General features: G+C 72.3%; 17 protein-coding genes and 2 pseudogenes. 12 read left to right on the top strand and 7 right to left on the bottom strand.

What is annotated here, in order from left to right:
• Window positions 1–253 precede the first annotated feature (253 nt).
• Entirely contained in the window at window positions 254–2,419 is a 2,166-nt protein-coding gene (gene recD2, locus EKG83_RS41750) for an SF1B family DNA helicase RecD2 (protein ID WP_033434734.1), read from the top strand.
• Between the two features lie 87 nt (window positions 2,420–2,506).
• Here recD2 and EKG83_RS41745 read toward each other — a convergent pair whose 3' ends face one another.
• Both EKG83_RS41745 and EKG83_RS41735 read right to left on the bottom strand, forming a co-directional pair.
• A complete protein-coding gene (locus tag EKG83_RS41745; RefSeq protein WP_033434733.1) occupies window positions 2,507–3,334 on the bottom strand; it encodes a MerR family transcriptional regulator in 828 nt (275 codons plus the stop codon).
• 611 nt (window positions 3,335–3,945) lie between these two features.
• Window positions 3,946–4,188, bottom strand: a complete 243-nt coding sequence (locus tag EKG83_RS41735) for a DUF2630 family protein (RefSeq protein WP_033434732.1) — start codon at window positions 4,186–4,188, stop codon at window positions 3,946–3,948.
• Between the two features lie 163 nt (window positions 4,189–4,351).
• Here EKG83_RS41735 and EKG83_RS41730 point away from each other — a divergent pair, with 163 nt between their 5' ends.
• The 7 genes and pseudogenes from EKG83_RS41730 to EKG83_RS41715 all read left to right on the top strand — a co-directional run bounded on the left by EKG83_RS41730 (window position 4,352) and on the right by EKG83_RS41715 (window position 9,490).
• Window positions 4,352–5,749 (top strand): M14 family zinc carboxypeptidase, encoded by a 1,398-nt coding sequence (locus EKG83_RS41730; protein WP_033434731.1) that lies wholly within the window; start codon window positions 4,352–4,354, stop codon window positions 5,747–5,749.
• Window positions 5,750–5,932: 183 nt separating this feature from the next.
• Window positions 5,933–7,690: a M14 family zinc carboxypeptidase gene (locus EKG83_RS41725; protein WP_084717030.1), complete on the top strand. Its 1,758-nt coding sequence runs from the start codon at window positions 5,933–5,935 to the stop codon at window positions 7,688–7,690.
• Window positions 7,691–7,740: 50 nt separating this feature from the next.
• Window positions 7,741–7,887, top strand: coding sequence for an NAD-dependent epimerase/dehydratase family protein (locus EKG83_RS49925; RefSeq protein WP_407690746.1), 147 nt, complete (start codon window positions 7,741–7,743; stop codon window positions 7,885–7,887).
• An 11-nt stretch (window positions 7,888–7,898) separates the two neighbouring features.
• Window positions 7,899–7,958 (top strand): annotated as a pseudogene (locus EKG83_RS49920) (hypothetical protein); the annotation flags it as partial.
• Window positions 7,959–8,080: 122 nt separating this feature from the next.
• Window positions 8,081–8,128 (top strand): annotated as a pseudogene (locus EKG83_RS49915) (hypothetical protein); the annotation flags it as partial.
• Window positions 8,129–8,214: 86 nt separating this feature from the next.
• A complete protein-coding gene (locus EKG83_RS49910) occupies window positions 8,215–8,448 on the top strand; it encodes a GDP-mannose 4,6-dehydratase (RefSeq protein ID WP_407690745.1) in 234 nt (77 codons plus the stop codon).
• 232 nt (window positions 8,449–8,680) lie between these two features.
• Window positions 8,681–9,490, top strand: a complete 810-nt coding sequence (locus tag EKG83_RS41715; protein ID WP_084717238.1) for a transposase family protein — start codon at window positions 8,681–8,683, stop codon at window positions 9,488–9,490.
• A 124-nt stretch (window positions 9,491–9,614) separates the two neighbouring features.
• Here the strand turns inward: EKG83_RS41715 and EKG83_RS41710 are convergent, their stop codons facing one another.
• Window positions 9,615–11,243 (bottom strand): glycosyl hydrolase family 18 protein, encoded by a 1,629-nt coding sequence (locus EKG83_RS41710; protein WP_033432868.1) that lies wholly within the window; start codon window positions 11,241–11,243, stop codon window positions 9,615–9,617.
• A 273-nt stretch (window positions 11,244–11,516) separates the two neighbouring features.
• On the opposite strand from EKG83_RS41710, the gene EKG83_RS41705 reads away from it, so the two are divergent.
• Complete coding sequence (locus EKG83_RS41705; RefSeq protein WP_153278765.1) at window positions 11,517–12,623, top strand: serine hydrolase domain-containing protein; 1,107 nt, start codon at window positions 11,517–11,519, stop codon at window positions 12,621–12,623.
• A gap of 374 nt (window positions 12,624–12,997) precedes the next feature.
• Here EKG83_RS41705 and EKG83_RS41700 read toward each other — a convergent pair whose 3' ends face one another.
• Both EKG83_RS41700 and EKG83_RS41695 read right to left on the bottom strand, forming a co-directional pair.
• A complete protein-coding gene (locus tag EKG83_RS41700; protein ID WP_033432866.1) occupies window positions 12,998–13,456 on the bottom strand; it encodes a heme-degrading domain-containing protein in 459 nt (152 codons plus the stop codon).
• A complete protein-coding gene (locus EKG83_RS41695) occupies window positions 13,453–14,472 on the bottom strand; it encodes a Gfo/Idh/MocA family protein (RefSeq protein ID WP_033432865.1) in 1,020 nt (339 codons plus the stop codon). Before EKG83_RS41695 ends, EKG83_RS41700 begins: the two co-directional genes overlap by 4 nt.
• Before the next feature lie 54 nt (window positions 14,473–14,526).
• Between EKG83_RS41695 and EKG83_RS41690 the strand changes: the two genes are divergently transcribed.
• On the top strand, window positions 14,527–15,567 hold the full coding sequence (locus tag EKG83_RS41690) for an ROK family transcriptional regulator (protein WP_033432864.1): 1,041 nt from the start codon (window positions 14,527–14,529) through the stop codon (window positions 15,565–15,567).
• 55 nt (window positions 15,568–15,622) lie between these two features.
• Window positions 15,623–16,372 carry a PP2C family protein-serine/threonine phosphatase gene (locus EKG83_RS41685; RefSeq protein ID WP_051766333.1) on the top strand — a complete coding sequence of 250 codons (750 nt, stop codon included), beginning with the start codon at window positions 15,623–15,625 and terminating at the stop codon, window positions 16,370–16,372.
• On the opposite strand, the gene EKG83_RS41680 is transcribed toward EKG83_RS41685, so the two are convergent.
• Complete coding sequence (locus tag EKG83_RS41680; RefSeq protein ID WP_033432863.1) at window positions 16,369–17,049, bottom strand: ArsR/SmtB family transcription factor; 681 nt, start codon at window positions 17,047–17,049, stop codon at window positions 16,369–16,371. The genes EKG83_RS41685 and EKG83_RS41680 overlap by 4 nt on opposite strands.
• 57 nt (window positions 17,050–17,106) lie before the next feature.
• Between EKG83_RS41680 and EKG83_RS49335 the strand changes: the two genes are divergently transcribed.
• Entirely contained in the window at window positions 17,107–18,387 is a 1,281-nt protein-coding gene (locus EKG83_RS49335) for an isocitrate lyase/PEP mutase family protein (protein WP_033432900.1), read from the top strand.
• Here EKG83_RS49335 and EKG83_RS41670 read toward each other — a convergent pair.
• On the bottom strand, window positions 18,384–20,135 hold the full coding sequence (locus EKG83_RS41670; RefSeq protein WP_228122400.1) for a hypothetical protein: 1,752 nt from the start codon (window positions 20,133–20,135) through the stop codon (window positions 18,384–18,386). The two genes, EKG83_RS49335 and EKG83_RS41670, sit on opposite strands and share 4 nt — an antisense overlap.
• Window positions 20,136–20,193: the final 58 nt, after the last annotated feature.

The following is a 20,193-nucleotide window of genomic DNA, read 5'->3' as shown; positions in this document are numbered from 1 at the left end:
TGGCACTCAGTACGGGCTCAGGTGCGGTGCTCAAGTGTGCAATGTCAACATTTGACATCGAAAGTCAGCGCTCGGGCACGAACTGCCGGCGTCTGGACACGAGATGTCAACATTCGACATCGAGGATCGCTGCTTAAGCATGGCGCAGGGGCCTGATGTGCAATGTCAACATTCGACATTAGGGGTTGGTGCCTCGACGTGGAGTGGCGGTGCCTGAGCATGGAGTGTCGGTGCGGCGGCCTAGGGTGGCGGCGTGGGTGACGCCGTGTTGGAAGCCGTGCTGGAGCGGATCACGTTCGCCAACGAGGAGACCGGCTACACGGTCGCCCGGGTCGACACCGGGCGCGGCGGCGACCTGGTGACCGTGGTCGGCTCGCTGCTGGGCGCGCAGCCGGGCGAGTCGATCCGCATGCGCGGCCGCTGGGGCTCGCACCCCCAGTACGGCAAGCAGTTCGTGGTCGAGGACTACACCACCGTGCTGCCCGCGACGATCCAGGGCATCCGCCGCTACCTCGGTTCCGGCCTGATCAAGGGCATCGGGCCGGTGCTGGCCGACCGGATCGTCACCCACTTCGGCACCGCCGCGCTCGACGTCATCGAGCACGAGCCGCAGCGGTTGGTCGAGGTGCCCAAGCTCGGGCCGAAGCGCACGAAGATGATCGCGGCGGCGTGGGAGGAGCAGAAGGCCATCAAGGAGGTCATGGTCTTCCTCCAGGGCGTCGGCGTGTCCACGTCGCTGGCCGTGCGCATCTACAAGCAGTACAACGACAAGGCCATCGACGTCGTGCGCGAGGAGCCCTACCGGCTCGCCAACGACGTGTGGGGCATCGGCTTCCGCACCGCCGACGTGATCGCCAAGGCCGTCGGCATCCCGCACGACAGCCCGCAGCGGGTCAAGGCGGGCCTCCAGTTCACGCTGGGCGAGGCCACCAACGACGGGAACTGCTACCTGCCCGAGAACGAGCTGATCGCCGCCGCGATCAAGATCCTCCAGGTCGACGCGGGCCTGGTCATCGAGTGCCTGGCCGAGCTGGTCGCCGAGGAGGGCGTGGTCCGCGAGGTCATGCCCGACGGCGAGCCCGCGATCTACCTGGTGGCGTTCCACCGCGCCGAGATCTCGCTGGCCAACCAACTGCTGAGGCTGTTGAAGACCGACGACGAGCGCATGCCCGCCTTCCAGAAGGTCGACTGGGGGAAGGCGTTTGCATGGCTGGGCGCGTCGCTGGAGGACAAGCAGCGCGAGGCCGTCCAGCTCGCGTTGACCCGCAAGGTCGCCGTGCTGACCGGCGGCCCGGGGTGCGGCAAGAGCTTCACGGTCCGGTCGATCGTCAAGCTGGCGCTGGCCAAGGGCGCGCGCGTGGTGCTCGCCGCGCCCACCGGCCGCGCCGCCAAGCGCCTGACCGAGCTGACCGGGCACGAGGCCCGCACCGTGCACCGGCTGCTGGAGCTCAAGCCCGGCGGCGACGCCGCCTACGACCGCGACCGCCCGCTGGACGCCGACCTCGTCGTGGTCGACGAGGCGTCCATGCTCGACCTGCTGCTGGCGAACAAGCTGGTCAAGGCCGTCGCCCCGGGCGCGCACCTGCTGCTGGTCGGCGACGTCGACCAGTTGCCGTCGGTCGGGGCGGGCGAGGTGCTGCGGGACGTGCTGGCCGACGGCGGGCCCGTGCCGAACGTGCGGCTGACGCACATCTTCCGCCAGGCCCAGCAGTCCGGCGTGGTGACCAACGCGCACCGCATCAACAACGGCGACCACCCGATCGTGCAGGGCCTGCCGGACTTCTTCCTGTTCCCGGCCGAGGAGGCGGAGGACGCGGCGGCCCTGACCGTCGACGTGGTCGCCAACCGCATCCCGCGCAAGTTCGGGCTGAAGCCGCGCACGGACGTGCAGGTGCTCGCGCCCATGCACCGGGGCCCGGCGGGCGCGGGAGGGTTGAACGCGTTGCTGCAGGAGGCTTTGACGCCGGCCAAGCCGGACCTGCCCGAGCGCCGCTTCGGCGGGCGGGTGTTCCGGGTCGGCGACAAGGTCACGCAGATGCGCAACAACTACGAGAAGAACGTCTTCAACGGCACCGTCGGGGTGGTCACGGCGATTGACGTCGTGGAGCAGAGGCTGACCGTTCGGACCGACGAGGAAGAGGACGTGGACTACGAGTTCGGGGAACTGGACGAGCTGACCCACGCCTACGCCATGACGATTCACCGCTCACAGGGCAGTGAATACCCCTGCGTGGTGATTCCAATCACCACTTCCGCGTGGATGATGCTCCAGCGGAACCTGCTCTACACGGCGGTGACGCGGGCCAAGAAGCTCGTGGTGCTGGTGGGGTCGCGCAAGGCGATCGGGCAGGCGGTCCGCACCGTGGGCGCCGGGCGGCGCCACACGGCGTTGGACCACCGGCTCGCCCGGTCGCTCTGAACCGGGGTCGCGCGGTCGTTCGGTGTCGCGGTTCGTTCGTTGGTGTGGTTCGAACTCGCAATTCGTCCGTGTGGTTCGTTCGCGCGGTCAGCGCATCGGGAAGGCCACGTCGCAGACCTCGTCGTCCGGGCCCGAGGCGTCCCAGTCGGCGAAGTAGACCTCGCGCGGGGCGTCGGTGACCGCGCGGTCGTTCTCCTTGATCCACTGGGCGACCGCGTCGAAGGCCGACAGGATCTGCGGGAACGCGACCTGGGCCTTGGGGAGGCGCGCGTATGCCTCGGTGTGCGCGGGGTCGACGCGGGACGCGACGTCCGGCGGCAGGGCCTCGGCGTTGACCGGAACGCACATCTCGACGGGCCCGTTGCTGTCCTGGTCCACTTCACCGTGGTAGACCACGTACGGGGGCGCGGCCACGCCGCCGTGCGCCTCGGCCGCCTTCGTCAGCCGTTGCCAGGCGGCGGCGATCCAGGCGGTCAACTCCGGTTGCAGCAAGTGACGCTGCTCGGTCAACACCACACGTTCAGGCACTTCCCGCTGCTCGATCCGGTACATCTCCGACAGTCCCCTTCCTCCGGACAGCACGACGCGGAGGTGCGCGGCCAAACCCCGCTGGACGGCCACCCGCTCTTCGACACCGGACCAGTACGCCGACACCAGGTCGGCGCGTTCGCCCTCGTCGGCGGCGACGATGCGCGCGACCGCGGCGAGCGGCATGTCCAGGCGGCGGAGCAGGGCGACGAGCCGGGCGTCGGTGAGCTGGTCCTCGTGGTAACGGCGGTAGCCGTTGGCCTCGTCCACCCGGGCCGGTCGCAGCAGGCCATGGCGCTCGTAGAGCCGGAGCGCCTTGACCGAGAGCCGCGACCTGCGGGCGAACTCACCGATACCCAGCAGCCGATCCACCCGCACATCCTCCACGGGGAGGAGGTTGGGGGGTGCCCTTGGGGACGGGTCAAGTGATGGGGAAGTGATCGGCTGGGCGGTGAGTCGGGCGGCTGGCTGGACGGTGGGTTGGCTGGACGGTGGGTTGGGCGATCGGCTGAGCGGTGAGTTGAGCGGCGGGGTGTAGCGGGATGGGCAGCGGTTCGCTGGGCGCCACCTGTCCTGCTCCCATCTGACCCGGCCTGGCTCAGCCTGACTCGGCCCGCCCCGGCCCCGCCCCGGCCCCGGCCCGCCCCCGCCCCGGCCCGACCTGGCCCGGCCCGGCCCGGCTTGGCCCGGCCTGGCTCGGCCCGGCCCGGCCCGGCCCGGCCCGGCTCAGTCTGGCCAGCCCGGTCTAGTTCGGCCGGTCTAGTTCGGCCGGTCTAGTTCGGCCCGGCGCACCCGCCTGGCTTGCCCAGCGGCGCGGGCTGCTCGGGCTGTCCTGCCGGCTCGACTTGCCCTGTTCGGCTTCGCTCGACCTACCTCGGCGCACTCACCCGGCGCCAATTATCCATCGCCGGCTCAGGTGTGCCGCCGGCTCAGGTGCGCTGCCGGCCCGGATGCCCGGACGTACCGCTGGCCCGGGTGCGCCGCCGGCCCCGGATCACCTACTGCCGGTAGTTCTCGACCGTGCCGGGGGAGCGGGGCTCCGCGCCGTCCGGGTCCAGCCCCGCATCGCGGCGCGCCCGGCGCTGCCGCAACAGGTCCCACGTCTGGTCCAGCGCGACCTCCAAGTCGCGCAACCGCCGGGCGTCGCCCTCCGACAAGCCCTCGCCCACGCGCGAACCCTCCAGCCGGTGCTCTTCCTCCACCAGCGCGTTGATGCGCGCGATCAGTTCCTCGTCCGCCACGGCTCCTCCTCCACCCGGACCAAGATCGGGGTACCTCGGCTGCGGGTACCGAAACCACCGGTCTGACCTGCGGTCATCACTCCGGGTGGTCATCGGTTGGCGGAGGTGCGGAGAAGCCGCCCTTGCCGCATCCTCCTTCCCCGACCCGTCCAGGAGGAACCGAATGAAGCCGAGACGACGTCCGCTGCCGGCGCTGGCCGTGGCCGGGGTGGCGGTCGCCGCCGTGATCACCGCCAGTCCCACCGCCGCGGGGCCTGTACCTGATGTGACCAGTGTGTTGGCTGGTCCCACTTACGTGTACAAAGTGCGTGCTCCGTTGGGGGTGGCCGCCCAGGATCTGCTCGGGCGCGGGTTCGACGTGCTGGAGGACCGCGACGGCGAATACCTGTTCGTGCTCGGCGACGCGGCCACCGGCACCGGGCTTGAGCAGGCCGGGTTCAGCGCTGTTGTCGACGAGGTGCTGCCTGCGCCGCAGTGGGCACCACCGAAGGCGAAGGCGCAGGTCGAGGCCGCCGACATCGACGAGACCTACTACGGGGGCTACCACACGGTCAACGCCCACTGGGCACATCTCGACCTGGTCGCGCAGGACCACCCGGACCTGGCCACGGTGGTCGACTACGGCGATTCCTGGCGGAAGACGCAGGGCTCGGGTGGTTACGACCTGCGGGCGGTGTGCATCACCAAGAAGAACGCCGGAGATTGCGCGCTGGACCCGAACGCGCCCAAGCCGCGGTTCTTCGTGATGGGGCAGTTGCACGCGCGCGAGCTGACCACCGGCGATGTCGCCTGGCGGTGGATCGACCACTTGGTCCAGGGCTACGGCACCGATGCCGAGGTGACCGCGCTGCTGGACACCACCGAGGTGTGGGTGGTCCCGATCGCCAACCCCGACGGGGTCGACATGGTCCAGCAGGGTGGGGACACGCCGCGTTACCAGCGGAAGAACGCGAACAACACGAACGGGTCAAATTGCTCGGGGACGACGTCCTCGCAGATCGGCATCGACCTCAACCGCAACGCCGACTCGCACTGGAGCGGTCCGGGCAGCTCGGACAACCCGTGCGACCAGACCTACAAGGGCCCCTCGGCCAACTCCGAGGCGGAGACCCAGGCGCTCCAGGCCCTGTGGCGCGGCCTGTACCGGGACCGGCGGGGCACGGGCGTCGACGAGGCCGCACCCGCCGACACCACCGGGGTCGTCGTCTCCATGCACAGCTACTCGAACCTGGTGCTGTTCCCGTGGGGCTGGACCGACGACCGGCACGCCGGCAACGACGCGGCCCTGCGCGGCATGGCGCGGGACATGGCGGCGCTCGGCGGCGAGGAGTGGGAGCACGGGCAGCCGGGCGAGGTGCTCTACAACGCGGCCGGCGGGACCGACGACTGGGTGTACGACGACCTCGGAGTTGCCTCGTTCGTGTGGGAGATCGGGCCCGCCTGGGGCACCTGCGCCGGCTTCTTCCCGGCCTACTCGTGCCAGGAGTCGACGTTCTGGCCGAAGCTGCTGCCGATGCTGGTGTACGCGGCCAAGAAGGCGCCCTCCCCGTACGGCGGTTGACGGCGGGCCGCCTCCACGACCGGCTACCCCGTCCGGACCACGGGCGGGGTGCCTCCGCACCACCCGCCTGATCGGCCGTCCGCGAGCCGTGGCGATCACGCACAGCAATGGCCGATTGGTGGGTGGGCAAGGGGTCCGCGCGTGCCCCATCCTCCGAATTCACCCTGCCTAGGAGGAAACCACGTGAAGTCGAGAAGACGATCACTGCTGACGCTGGCCGTGGCCGGTGTGGCGGCGGCCGCCGTCGTGAGCGCGAGTCCCACGACGGCGGGCCCTGCACCCGACGTGACCGCGGCGCCGGCTGGTCCCACGTACGTGTACAAGGTGCACGCGCCGCTGGGGGCGTCGGCCCAGAACCTGCTCGGGCGCGGGTTCGACGTGCTGGAGGACCGCGACGGCGAGTACCTGTTCGTGCTCGGCGACGCGACCACGGGGGCCGGGCTGGAGCAGGCCGGGTTCAGCGCGGTGGTGGACGAGGTCTTACCCGCGCCCGAGTGGGCGCCGCCGAAGGCGAAGGCGCAGGTCGAAGCCGCCGACATCAACGAGACCTACTACGGCGGCTACCACACCATCAACGCCCACTGGTCCCACCTGGACCTGGTCGCGCAGAACTACCCGGACCTGGCCACCGTGGTCGACTACGGCGATTCCTGGCGGAAGACCCAGGGCTCGGGCGGCTACGACCTGCGGGCGGTGTGCATCACCAAGAAGAACGCCGGGGACTGCGCGCTCGACCCGAACGCGCCCAAGCCGCGGTTCTTCGTGATGGGCCAGCTGCACGCCCGGGAGCTGACCACCGGTGACGTCGCCTGGCGCTGGATCGACCACCTCACCCAGGGCTACGGCACCAACGCGGAGGTCACCGCGCTGCTGGACACCACCGAGGTGTGGGTGGTCCCGATCGCCAACCCCGACGGCGTCAACATCGTCCAGCAGGGCGGCAACTCGCCCCGTTACCAGCGGAAGAACGCCAACAACACGAACGGGTCAAACTGCTCGGGCACGTCGTCCTCGCAGATCGGCATCGACCTCAACCGCAACACCGACTCGCACTGGGGCGGCGCGGGCACGTCGTCCAACCCGTGCGACCAGACCTACAAGGGCCCCTCGGCCAACTCCGAGGCGGAGACCCGGGCGTTGCAGGCCCTGTGGCGCAGCCTCTACCGCGACCGGCGCGGCACGGGCGTGACCGACGCCGCGCCCGACGACACCACCGGCGTCGTCGTCTCCATGCACAGCTACGCCAACCTGGTGCTGTTCCCGTGGGGCTGGACCACCGCCTACCGGACCGGCAACGACGCGCCGCTGCGCGCCATGGCGCGGGACCTGGCCGGGCTGGCCGGGTCGGGCTGGCAGTACGGGCAGCCGGGCGAGGTGCTCTACAACGCGGCCGGCGCGACCGACGACTGGGTGTACGACGACCTCGGAGTTGCCTCGTTCGTGTGGGAGATCGGGCCGTCGTCGGGGACGTGCTCCGGGTTCCTCCCGGCCTACTCGTGCCAGGCGTCGACGTTCTGGCCCAAGACGCTGCCGATGCTGATGTACGCGGCCAAGAAGGCGGCCAACCCCTACGGCGGCGGCAACCCGCCCACCGGGTGCGCGCGGCAGACGAATGACACGGACGTGTCGATCCCGGACAACGGGGCGGCCGTCAGCAGCGGGATCGGCATCTCCGCGTGCGAGGGCAGCGCGTCGGCGTCCACGCAGGTGGAGGTGCACGTCAAGCACACCTACCGGGGTGACCTGGTGGTCGACCTGGTGGCGCCGGACGGGTCCGCCTACCGGCTGAAGTCGTCGAGCAGCGACTCGGGCGACGACATCGACACCACCTACACGGTCAACGCGTCGTCCGAGGCGCGCAACGGCACGTGGCAGCTCCGCGTGCAGGACGTGTACTCGGCGGACACCGGCTACATCGACTCGTGGAGCCTGACCGTCTGACCCCGAGCGGCCGGGGTCCCCGGACCCCGGCCCTTCGGTGGCGTGCCGGCATGACCACGGTCCTGATCACGGGCGCGGCGGGGTTCATCGGTTCGCACTTCACCCGGTACTGGGTGGCCGGGCACCCGGAGGACCGGGTCGTGGCGCTGGACGCGCTGACCTACGCGGGCACGCCGGCGTCGCCGAGCACGACCTGACCGGCGTCGACGTGGTGGTGAACTTCGCGGCCGAGTCGCACAACAGCCTGGCCGTGCTCGACCCGACGCGGTTCTTCCGGACCAACGTGCTGGGCACGCAGGCGCTGCTGGACGCGGCCGAGGCGTTCACCGAGGGTCGCCCTACCGGCCGCGGACGCCGTACAACGCGAGCAAGGCGGGGGCCGACCACGCGGTGCGGGCGTACCACGAGACGTTCGGGCTGCCGGTGACCATCACCAACCGCGCCAACAACTACGGGCCGAACCAGTTCCCGGAGAAGGGCTGCCGCTGTTCACCACGCGGGCGCTCGACGGCAGTGAGCTGCCGGTGTACGCGTCGCAGGACAACCGGCGGGAGTGGGTCCACGTGCCGGACCGGCCCGGCCACGACCGCCGCTACCTGCTGGACTCGACGAAGATCCGGCGCGAGCTGGGCTGGGAGCCGCGGGTCGACTTCGCCGCGGGGGTCCGCGAGACGATCCGCTGGTACGCGGACAACCGCGCCTGGTGGGAGCCCCTGCGCGACCGCACGCCGGTGTCCGAGACCGCTTGGGCCAAGTGACGCCTGCCCGTGGCGAATGTGGAACTCGGGGGTCTTGAACGTTCGACACGAGGGTCCTGAACGTTCGACTCGCGGTGTCTGAGTGGAGGACACGCGGTGTCTGAGTGGAGGAGCGTTATTCAGAACTGCTGGCTGGGGTGGCCGGTGGTGATGCCTGGGCTGACAGCGCAACAGCCCTGCCCGGATAGGGTCGGTTTCCTCTCACAGAAGCACGACCACCAGGACAGGGCTGTTGCGCTACCACTCTACGACCGGGCTGTCCCCTGCCCAGCTGCGGGAGCTGACCACCCGGATCCGCCAGGTCGTCCCCGATCCCGACCTGCGACGGGGACGACCGCCCGCGCTCAGCCTGCACCGTTGTGTGCTGCTCACGCTGGTGCTGCTGCGCCACAACCTGTCCCAGACCCTCGCGGCCGACCTGTTCGGCGTCTCCCAACCCACCGTCTCCCGGATCTTCCGTCGCTTCACGCCCCTGATCGGCCAGGTCCTCTGTCTGCACACCCCGCGCCTGCCCGACCTGCCGGCCCGCCTGACCACGGTGCTGGTCGACGGCACCCTGATCCCCACCGGCACACGCGCCCACCCCGACCCGCACCCCACCGACGCGCCACGGCGCGGCCCGCACCCCAACCACAACGGCAAACACCGCAAACAAGGACTCTCGATCCAGGTCCTGACCGACCGGCGAGGCCGACTGCTCGCCGTCCTCCCACCCCTGCCCGGCCGCACCCACGACAGCCGCGCCTACCGCCTCTCCGGCCTGGCCGACCTGCTGGCCACCACCGTCGTGATCGGCGATCTGGGCTACCAGGGCACCGGCGTGACCACCCCACGCCGCAAACGCCCCGGCCACACCCGCCACACCCCCACAGACCAGGCATGGAACACCCTGCTCGCCCGGCACCGGTGGCCCGTCGAACGCGCCATCGCCCACCTGAAGAACTGGAAAATCCTCGCCACCGGCTACCGCGCCCGCCTGGCCGAACTCCCCACCATCATCCGCATCGTCACCAACCTCGAGCACTACCGCCTGAGCCGATGACTTCTGAATAACGCTCGAGGACACGCGCGGGGTGGGGGCATGACTCGCCGGTGGGGGAGTGGGGAAGGGCCCCGCAGGGGAGACGCCTGCGGGGCCCTTCGGTGGTGCGGTTACTTCGGGGTGGTTACTTCAGGCCGTTGCTGATGGCGGTGGCCAGTTCGCCGTTGGAGGTGTCGCCGTCGAGCGACCAGAAGAAGGCGCCGCCGAGGCCCTGGTTCTTGGCGTAGGTCATCTTGCCGCCGATGGTGGCCGGGGTGTCGTAGCTCCACCACTCGCTGCCGCAGTGCGCGTAGGCGGTGCCGGCGACGGTGCCGTTGGCCGGGCACTTGGTCTTGAGGACCTTGTAGTCCTCGATGCCCGCCTCGTACGTGCCGGGCGCGGCGCCGGTGGCGGTGCCGCCGGGGGCGGACTGGGTGACGCCGGTCCAGCCGCGGCCGTAGAAGCCGATGCCCAGCAGCAGCTTGGCGGACGGGACGCCCTTGCTCTTCAGCTTCTGGATGGCCGCGTCCGAGTAGAAGCCCTCGGTCGGGATGCCCGCGTAGGAGGTCAGCGGGGAGTGCGGGGCCGTCGGGCCCTTGGCCGCCCAGGCGCCGAAGTAGTCGTAGGTCATCACGTTGTACCAGTCGAGGTACTGCGCCGCGCCGCCGTAGTCGGCCGCGTCGATCTTGCCGCCGTTGGTGCCGTCGGCGGTGATGGCCGCGGTGATCAGGTAGTTGGCGCCGAAGCGGTTGCGCAGGGCCTGGGACAGCGTCTTGAACGAGCCGAAGCCGCTGGTGTCGCAGGTCAGGCCGCAGGCGTTCGGGTACTCCCAGTCGATGTCGATGCCGTCGAACACGTCGGCCCAGCGCGGGTCCTCGACCAGCTTGTAGCAGGACTCGGCGAACGCGGCCGGGTTCTGCGCGGCCTGGCCGAAGCCGCCGGACCAGGTCCAGCCGCCGAAGGAGAACAGCACCTTGATGTGCGGGTACATCTTCTTCAGCTTGCGCAGCTGGTTGAAGTTGCCGCGCAGGGCGCCGGTGTCCCAGGTGTCCGCGACGCCGTCGACGGAGTTCGCGGTGGTGTAGGCCATGTCGTAGTCGGCGTAGGCGTCACCGATGGTGCACTGGCCGTTCTGCACGTTGCCGAACGAGTAGTTGATGTGCGTCAGCTTCGCGGCGGTGCCCGAGGTGTGGATGTTCTTCACGTAGTACTGGCGGCCGTAGACGCCCCACTGGGTGAAGTAGCCCAGGTTCTTCTTGCCACCCGGCGGGTTCGTCGTGGTGGTCGTGGTCGTCGTGCTGGTGGTGGTCGTGGTGGTGGTGCTGGTCGTCGTCGTGGTGGTGGTCGTGGTGGTCGGGTTCGTCCCGCCCGCCTCGCACGACGCGCCGTTCAGCTTGCAGTTGGCCGGGGCGGAGTACGCGCCCGAGTAGGACACGTTGAAGCCGAAGCTCACCGACGCGCCGACGCCCACGCTGCCGTTCCAGGTCGGCTTGACGGTGACGTGCTGGCCGCTGGTGGTCTGCGAGCCGTCCCAGACCGAGCTGACCCGGTGCCCGGCGGGCAGGTCGAACTCGACGGTCCAGGTGCTCAGCGCGGAGGTGCCGTTGTTGCGGATCGTGTACTTGCCCTCGTAGCCCGTGCCCCAGTCCGAGCCCTTGCTGAAGGTGGCCGAGACACCGCCCGCGCCGCTCGCCGCGGGAGCCACGGCCAGCCCCACCACCAACGTGGCGACCGCCACGAACAACGCTGTGACATGCCATCGGATCTTGGACATCGTGCTCCTCGTCAGGGAAGGAGTGCAGGGTGATGCCACGATGTGGTTCAGACCACTTCACGGTCAAGGTCTAGACCATTTGTGTCACTCGAACGGAGTAGTGATCAGGGGTTCGGAATCGGTTCCGCGAACCCCTCCCACTAGGGGTGGAAGAGCCTAAAGTCGTCCGCCGCCGACCACCAGGGGGTGACGCGGGTGGCAACCGCGGGGTGACGCGCGCGGCGGTGCCGGTCGGGCAGGGTCGGTGCCCTCGACGATCACAGGGAGGACGCGTTGAGGGTCAAGAGGGGAATCGCCCTGGCCGCCGCGGTGGGGCTGGCCGTCACGGGCATCGGTGGCACGGCGGTGGCCGCGCCGGGCGGCGACCGCGTCGACCGGCAGGTCGTGCAGCGGGCGCTGGACGAGATGGCCCGCACCGGGGCGCAGGGCGCGCAGGCGCGCGTGGTCGACGGGCGGCGCGAGTTCACCGCCCGCGCGGGCACGGCCGAGGTCGGCTCGCCGCGCCCGGTGCCCACCGACGGCCGGTTCCGGGTCGGCAGCGTCACCAAGACGTTCGTCGCCACCGTGGTGCTCCAGCTCGTGGGCGAGGGCCGGGTCGAGCTGGACGCGCCCGTGTCGCGCTACCTGCCCGGCCTGCTGCCCGACGGCGACCGGATCACCGTGCGGCACCTGCTCCAGCACACCAGCGGGCTCTACAACTACACGCAGGACCTGCCGCTCGACCCGGACGGCTACGAGGCCATCCGCTACAAGACGTGGACCCCGGCCGAGCTGGTCGCGCTCGCCACGGCCAAGCCGCTGGACTTCCAACCCGGGACCGGGTGGAACTACTCCAACACCAACTACGTCGTGGTGGGCATGCTGGTCGAGCGGGTCACCGGCCGGCCCTACGGCGACGCGGTCGCCCAGCGCGTCCTGCGGCCCCTCGGGCTGCGGGACACCTCCGTGCCGGGCACGCGGGTCCAGGTGCCCGGTCCGCACGCCCACGGCTACGTGCGGGTGGCCGGCGAGGTCGCCGACATCACCGAGATCAACCCGTCGGTCGCCTATTCGGCGGGCGAGATGATCTCCACGACCGAGGACCTGGGCCGGTTCGTGGACGCGCTGCTGGACGGCCGCCTGCTGCGGCCCGCGCAGCAGCGGGAGCTGCTGACCACGGTCCAGGCCGGGCCCGGGCAGGGGTACGGGCTGGGGATCGAGTCGACCGAGCTGCCGTGCGGGGTCACGGTGTGGGGTCACGGCGGCGGCATCCCCGGCTACTCCACCCTGATGATGAGCACGGCGGACACGAAGACCCGGTTGACGGCCTCGGTGACCTCGGCGCCGGACCCCGGGCCGGTCAATGGGGCGGACCAGCTGCTGGAGGAGGTCTTCTGCTGAGGGGCCGCTGACGGGGGTCGCTGAGTTTTGAGGAGGGGGCTTCCCGGGGCGCCGGGAAGCCCCCTCCGGCCGACCGCGCCGGGGGTGGGACGCGGTCGGGTGGCGGGCGGCGGCCGGGCGGACGGCCGCCGCCGAGGGCGGTGGGTGGTGGTCGGCGGCCGAGGGGGTTGGGACCCCGAGGGGGTGCGGCCGCTGAGGGGGGCGGGGTGGTGGGTGGTGGTCGGGGCTGCTGCGGGCGGGTGGGCCGGGTTGGTGGGCCGGGTTGGTGGGCCGGGTTGGTGGGCCGGTGGTCGGCTGCCCGGGGCGAGCGGCCCAGGGCGAGTGGCCTGGGGCTGGCTGTCCGGGGCTGGCTGCCCGGGGTCGGCTGCCCGGGGTCAGCGGGCCAGGAAGCGCCCCAACTGCTCCACCACGAACGCGTGGTCCTCGGCCTGCGGCAGCCCCGACACGCCGACGGTCCCGACCACCCCCACCCCCGCCACGGTCACCGGGAACACCCCGCCGTGCGCGGCGTAGCGGTCGGGGTCCAGGCGGGAGCTCTCCTCGAACGTCGTGCCGCGCGCCCGGAACCCCTCGCCGACCCGGTAGGAGCTCTGCCCGTACCGGTCGACCACCCGGGACTTGCGGTCGATCCACTCGTCGTTGTCCGCCGACGTGCCCGGCAGGGCCGCGTGGAACAGCCGCTGCCGCCCGCGCCGCACCGAGATCGTCACCGGCAACCCCGCCGAGCGGGCCGCGTCGAGCAGGAACGCGCCCAGGTCCAGCGCCACCTCGTTGTCGAACGAGGTGAACACGAGCTTGGCCTCCTGCTCCGCCAACTCCTCCAGCAGGCTCACGGCGCCACCACCTTCCCGGTCCGGGCGGACTCGAACGCCGCCTCGATCACCTCCAGCACCCGCACCGCCGACCCGGGCTCGACCGGCAGCGGCCCGCCGCCGGTCAGCGCCGCGACCAGCAGGCGGTAGAACTCCGCGTACGCGCCGGGCGGCGCGACGACCTCCTCGGCCTCGTCGAGCAGGCCCAGACGGCCATATGTCGACAAATCGTTGAACGGCTTGCCGGTGGCCAGGGCCTCCTCCTGGGGGTCCAGGCCGTGCGAGACGTAGGCGGCCTTCGACCCGAGCACCCGGAAGCGCGGTCCGTGGTGCGGCGCCGCCGCGCTGGCCCACAGGTGCGAGCGGACGCCGTCGCGGTGGGTCAGTGCCACGAACACGTCGTCCTCGACCGCCACGCCCGGGCGGCGCCGGTCCAGCTCGCAGTAGACGCCCGCCACCGGGCCGAACAGCTCGACCGCCTGGTCGACCAGGTGCGCGCCCAGGTCGTAGAGCAGGCCGCCGGCCTCCTCGGGGGCGCCCAGCTCGCGCCAGTTGTCCCAGACCTCCGGCACCCACCGCTCGAACCGCGACTCGAACCGCGCGACCTCGCCCAGGGCGCCCTCGGCGACCAGCGACCGGACGGCCCGGAAGTCGCTGTCCCAGCGCCGGTTCTGGAACACCGTCACGGGCACGCCCCGGTCGCGCGCCGCGTCGAGCACGCGCCGCGCCTCGGCGGCGGTCGGGGCGAACGGCTTGTCCACCACGACCGGCACGCCCGCCTCGACGGCCGCCAGCGCGAGCGGCACGTGCGTGCGGTTCGGCGAGGCGACCACGACCAGGTCGAGGTCCAGTTCGAACAGCTCGTCGGAGGTGCCCAGCAGGGTCGCGCCGGGGTGCTCGGCGGCGGCTCGGGCACGTCGTCCCGGGTCGGCGGTGACGATCGCGGACAGCTCCGCGCCGGGGGTGGCGGCGATGAGCGGGGCGTGGAACACCCGGCCGGCGATGCCGTAACCGAGCAGTCCGGTGCGAAGAGACATGGCTTTATTAAAGCAACAGTGTTTAATAAACGCCAGGCGTGCGAGGATGATCCCGTGGCCAACTTGCGCTTCCTGCGGGGGTACAACGACGCGGTGGTGCTCGGCCTGGCCCGATCCGGCGCGGTGACGAGGGTCGAGCTGGCCGAGCGCAGCGGGCTGACCCCGCAGGCGGTGTCCAAGGTGGTCGGCAGGCTCATCGCCGACGGCCTGCTGGTGGAGTCCGGGACGCGCAACGTGGGCGTCGGCAAGCCGCGCACCCTGCTCAAGCTGGTCGCCGACAGCAGGCTGGCGCTCGGGGCCCAGGTCGAGCGGGACGAGCTGCGCGTGGTGCTCACCGACCTCGCGGGCACCGTGCTCGACCGCGCGGTCGCCCCGCTGCCCCGCGGCTTCGACCCGCCCGCGTTCGTGGCCGAGCTGACCCGCCTGGTCGACCGCCTGCGCAGCGACCGGCTGATCGGCGTGGGCATCGGGTTCGTCGGGCCGCTCGACCACCGCACCGGCGTGGTGCACGACCCGAACGGCCTGACCGGCTGGCACGACGTGCCGCTGCGCTCGTGGGCCGAGGAGCGGCTGGGCCTGCCGGTCGTGCTCGACAAGGACACCAACACCGCGATGGTCGCCGAGGCGTGGCGGCGCGGCGAGGAGCTGCGCGACGCCGTGCTGGTGCTCGTCGGCACGGGCCTGGGCATCGGCATGCTGCTCGACGGGCGCGTGCACCGGGGCGCGCGGACCAACGCGGGCGAGTACGGGCACACCACCCTCCAGCTCGACGGGCCGACGTGCGTGTGCGGGCGCACCGGGTGCGTGGAGGCGCTGCACAACCTCGCCGCCGCCCGCGGCGACCTGGTGGAGGCCACCTCGGTGGTGGGCGTCGCCGTGGCCGACCTGGTGCAGCTGCTCGACATCGACCACGTGGTGCTCGCGGGCCGCGCGGTGCTCGCCGAACCCGCCGCCTACCTGGACGGGGTGCGCGCGCGGCTGCCCAAGGACGAGTGGCTGCCGGTGGACGTGTCGATCACCCCGCTGGGTGATGACGTGGTCGCCGCGGGGGCCGCCATGCTCGTCCTGAGCGAGTTCTACGGCCGTCCCCGGTGACCTTTTTGGAGATGCCCTGCTCACGGGCACCCGTGCGGGTGATTCACTATCCGGCATGTATGCGCTCCGGTACGCCGTCGGAACCGACCCCGGCCTGCGCCGTGAAGCGAACGAGGACTCGGTGTACTGCAGCGAGCGCCTGTTCGCCGTGGCCGACGGCATGGGCGGTCACGCGTACGGCGAGGTGGCCAGCTCGATCGCGGTGGGGGTGCTGGCCGAGCTGGACGTGGAGGCCGACGACCCCCTCGGCGAGCTGGCCGAGGCGGCGCGGCGGATCGCCATCCGGCTGACCGACCTGGCCGAGGAGAACTTCGACATGCGCGGCATGGGCACCACGCTCACCGCGCTGGTGTGGGACGGCGAGCGGTTCGCCGTCGGGCACATCGGGGACTCCCGCTGCTACCTGGTCCGCGACGGCGAGCTGAGCCAGGTCACCCGCGACCACACCATGGTGCAGGCCCTGGTCGACGACGGCCGCATGTCCGCCGAGCAGGCCGACGAGCACCCCGGCCGGTCGATGCTCATGCGCGCGCTCCAGGCGGGCAGCGCGCACGACCCGGACCTGTTCTTCCAGGAGGTCCGGGCGGGCGACCGGTACCTGATCTGCTCGGACGGGCTGTCCGACGTGGTCACGGCGGCCGAGATCGCGTCGCTGCTGAGCGCGGACCCGGACGGGGAGCAGACCGTGCGGGCGCTCATCGCGGCGGCCAACGCGCGCGGTGGGCCGGACAACATCACGTGCCTGGTGGTCGACGTGCTGCCGGCGGGCAACTCGTCGTGGCTGCCGAAGTGGCTGGGCCGCTAGGGGCTTCGAAGCGAGAGGCCGAGCAGGTCGCGCAGCCCCGCCTCGCCGCTCGGCGTGAGCCGGACGGCGCGGCCCGTGCCGACGCCGCGCACCCAGCCGCGTTCCCGCAGGTGAGCGTGCACGTGGGCGCCCGCCGCGCCGGCGAGGTGGGTGCGGCGCTCGGTCCAGTCCAGGCAGGCGCGGGCGAGCGGGCGCCGGGTGGGGCGGAACCCCAGCTCGCCCAGCCAGGCCAGCCCGGCGTCGGTCACCGCGCACTGGTCGGTGAGCAGCCCGCGCCCGGTCATGGCGTCGGTGATGGCCACGCCCAGGTGCCCGGCCAGGTGGTCGTAGCACGTCCGGCCGCGGCGCAGGGCCCGGTCGGCGGTCGACGCCCGCAGCGTCGGCGCGGGCCCGGCCGGTCCCAGGTGGGCCAGCAGGTCCTCCAGCAGCCGGGCCTGGTCGGGGCCCGCGAGCTGGACGTACCGGTGGCGGCCCTGCCTGCGCTCCACCAGCAGGCCGCCGTCGACCAGGCGGGTCAGGTGCTCGCTCGCGGTGGACGGCGCGACGTTCGCCGCGGCGGCCAGCTCGCCCGAGGTCCACGCGCGGCCGTCGATCAGCGCGAGCAGGAACCGCGCGCGGGTGCGGTCGGCCAGCAGGGCGGCCAGGGCCGCTAGTTCATCGGCTGCCACGGGGGTCATTGTCCGGTGGGCACGCTTCGGCGCGCACCGAACTGTTCCGGTCCTACGGTGGCCGGCATGGATCACGGGGTGCTGCTGGACGAGGCGTACGCGGTGCCGTCGGTGCCGCCGGCTTCCTCGGGGGTGGCCTGGCTGCGGGCCGGGGTGGCGCGGTTCAGCGAGGGCGCGGACCACGCGCGGCGGCGCGGGCTGGTCGAGCGGGTGCTGGCCGGGGTGGACCCCGCGGCCCTGCGGCGGCCGGGCGACCCGGTGGCGGTGCTGGCCGGGGCGCTGGGCGTGCCGCGCGCGGTGGCGGGGGACGTGGCGCTGGTCGCGCGGTGCTACCAGCCGCACGTGCCGGTGGTGCCGGGGGCCGACGAGGCGGTGGCGCGGCTGGTCGACGCGTTCGGCGGGGTGTGGGACGAGGCGACGGCCAACCGGGTCGGGCTGCTCGTGCAGGCGTGCGGCGCGACCCGGGCGCTCGTCGCGGGCGCGTCGCCGCCGGTGCCGGTGACGCGGCGGGTCGCGCCCGGCGGCGAGCCGGTCGAGGTGGACCTGGGCGCGGCCTGGTTCGGGGCCGGGCGGCACGCGTGCCCGGCGCGGGAGCACGCGCTGGCGCTGGCCGAGGGCGCGCGGCTGTTCCACCGGCTGCACGAGGACTTCCTGGTGCTGCCCAACGCCTGGGACTTCGCGTCGGCGGCGGCGTTCGTGCGGGCCGGGTTCGCGGCCGTGGGCACGACGAGCCTGGGCGTGGCGGCGGGGCACGGGCTGCGCGACGGGGCGGGGGTGGCGCGGGCGGAGACCCTGGCGTTGGCGCGTCGGCTGGTGCGGCTGCCCGTGCCGGTGACCGTGGACGTCGAGGCCGGGGCCGGCGGCGGGGAGTTGGCCGCCGAGCTGCACGAGCTGGGGGTGGCCGGGGTGAACGTGGAGGACGGGCGTGGTGACGGGTTGGCGGACCCGGTCTCGCACGCGGCGGTGGTGCGGGCGTTCAAGGAGGCCGCGCCCGGGTTGTTCGTCAACGCGCGGGTGGACGCGCACTGGTTGGGGGTGGAGACGGGGAGCACGCTTGAGCGGGCTCGGCGGTACGTGGACGCGGGGGCGGACGGGGTGTTCGTGCCCGGGGTGTCGGACGAGCGGGAGGTGGCTCGGCTGGTGGCGGCCCTGCCGGTGCCGGTGAACCTGCTGGCGCAGTTGCCGGTCGAGCGGCTGCGGGAGCTGGGGGTGCGGCGGGTCAGCACCGGGTCGCTGCCGTTCCGGGCGGCGCTGGGGGCGGCCGTGCGGGCGGCGTTGGCGGTGCGGGACGGCGGGGACGTGCCAGATGACGTGCCGGGGTACGCGGAGGTGCAGGGGCTGGTCTAGAGGCGTTGGCGGAGGTCTTCGAGGAGGTCGAGGCCCGCGGCGGGGTTCGTGCCCGCGTACCGGCGGGCGCGGGCGAGCTGGTCGAGGTCGACCGCTGCCAGGCGCTCCTCGGTGACGTCGTCGGTGAACAGCGCCAGGACGGTCGCCAGGAACACCACCCGCGCGCCCACGGCGTCGCGCAGCCGGCCGACGCGCTCGGATCGGCCGTCGTAGGACTTGATCACCTGCTGGGCGTAGGCGTACAGGTCGTAGGGCTGCTCGTCCAGGACGCGGAGCAGGGCGGTCACGCCGTCCAGGTCGTCCACGGCGGTCAGCGCGTCCGCGGTCGCCCGGCACGTGCGCAGCAGCTCGGCGCGGACGAGCGTGCCGGCGACCTCGGAGAGCGGGCGGGCGCGTCGTTCCCGGCCCAGCTCCACGATCGCGCGGGCGGTGCGCACGAGCTGCCGGGCCAGGCCGCCGGACATCGCGTAGGCCAGGGCGTGGAACGGCGCGGACAGGCCGAGCACGTACCGGCGCAGCAGCGCGCCCGCGTACCTGTGGTCCAGGTAGTCGACCCGGACGACCTCGTCGAACGAGCTGTCGAAGACGCTGCGCAGGCCGATGCCGGACAGCTCGAAGTCGTACTGGGCCTCGGTGGAGACCGACACCAGGTAGTGGCAGCCCGGGACGTCGAAGACGGCCTTGACCTCGTTGAGGAAGCGCCGCGCGGGCTCGCCGGCGCCGATGCGGTCCAGCTCGTCGATCGCCACGATCACCCGGCCGGGCAGCTCGGCCGCGGCCAGGGCGAGGAACTGGCGGAACCGCTTCACCAGCTCCGGGTAGGTCAACGCGCGCCCGGCCAGCGTGACGGCCCGCTTGCCGTTCAGCTCGAAGCCCTTGAAGCCACCCTTGCCGCCGACCTCGCGGTTGTAGGAGCGCACGTAGTTGAGCAGGACCAGGTTCTCGTGGGCGGCCGAGGCCAGCGGGCCGGGCCGGCGCTTGGTGCGGTGCCCGGTGGTGTGGGCGATGGCGGCCTCGCAGGTCTCGGCGAACAGGTGGAGCACGAACTCGTGCGGCACGTACTCGACCGGTGCCGACACCAGGACGGCCAGGTCGGGTGCGCTGGTCTGGTCGCGGTAGCGGCCGCCGCAGAACGCCCGCAGCAGGTGCGTCTTGCCCGCGCCGCGCGGGCCCGCGACGGCGAAGCTGCCGCCCTCGGAACCGGCGACCAGGCGGACCAGTTCCTCGCTCGCGGGCGTCGGGACGTGCATCCGGACGTGGTCGGCGCGCACGAGGGCGGGTGCCTCGCGCAGGGCGAGCAGGGTCGGGTGCTCGGCGATCGTCGCCTCGTTGATCCAGGTGTAGAGGATGGGCAGGACGCCCTCCTGGAGGACCGCCTCGGACCACGTGTTGAAGGCCGCCAGCGCTTCCGCGGGCACGGTCGACCTGGGTGGCGGGGTGGCCTTGGGCAGCGTCGCCAAGATCACCATCACCAGTATGACGGATACGACGCCCGCCGCGACGAGACTGACCTGCCAGTCTTCCTCGGGCAGCGCCCACCGGCCGAGCATGACGGCGAGCCAGACGACGGTGCCGAAGGGCCACAGGTGCCTCGGGCGGCCCGCGCGCCAGGCGCGCATCCCCAGGGCTCCCGGGATCAGCGCGGCGGCGAACAGGCCGGTGAACCACCAGCCCAGGTAGTAGCCGAGGCCGAACTCCGTGAGCAGGGCGTTCGCCGAGACGGCCGCGCAGACGGCCGGGACGAGCACCAGGGTCACCAGCTGGGCGCCGAAGGGGAGAACCGCCCTGGAGAATAGGTCGGGTTCG

This window comes from Saccharothrix syringae (assembly GCF_009498035.1).
In the GTDB taxonomy this organism is placed as follows: domain Bacteria; phylum Actinomycetota; class Actinomycetes; order Mycobacteriales; family Pseudonocardiaceae; genus Actinosynnema; species Actinosynnema syringae.
This window is presented reverse-complemented; position numbering and strand designations above follow the sequence as displayed.

Coding starts and splice junctions, on each gene's coding strand:
- EKG83_RS41730 (WP_033434731.1), top strand. CDS start 4,352: ATGAAGCCGAGACGACGTCCGCTGCCGGCGCTGGCCGTGGCCGGGGTG.
- EKG83_RS49925 (WP_407690746.1), top strand. CDS start 7,741: ATGACCACGGTCCTGATCACGGGCGCGGCGGGGTTCATCGGTTCGCAC.
- EKG83_RS41710 (WP_033432868.1), bottom strand. CDS start 11,243: ATGTCCAAGATCCGATGGCATGTCACAGCGTTGTTCGTGGCGGTCGCC.
- EKG83_RS41695 (WP_033432865.1), bottom strand. CDS start 14,472: ATGTCTCTTCGCACCGGACTGCTCGGTTACGGCATCGCCGGCCGGGTG.
- EKG83_RS41685 (WP_051766333.1), top strand. CDS start 15,623: ATGTATGCGCTCCGGTACGCCGTCGGAACCGACCCCGGCCTGCGCCGT.
- EKG83_RS41680 (WP_033432863.1), bottom strand. CDS start 17,049: ATGACCCCCGTGGCAGCCGATGAACTAGCGGCCCTGGCCGCCCTGCTG.
- EKG83_RS49335 (WP_033432900.1), top strand. CDS start 17,107: ATGGATCACGGGGTGCTGCTGGACGAGGCGTACGCGGTGCCGTCGGTG.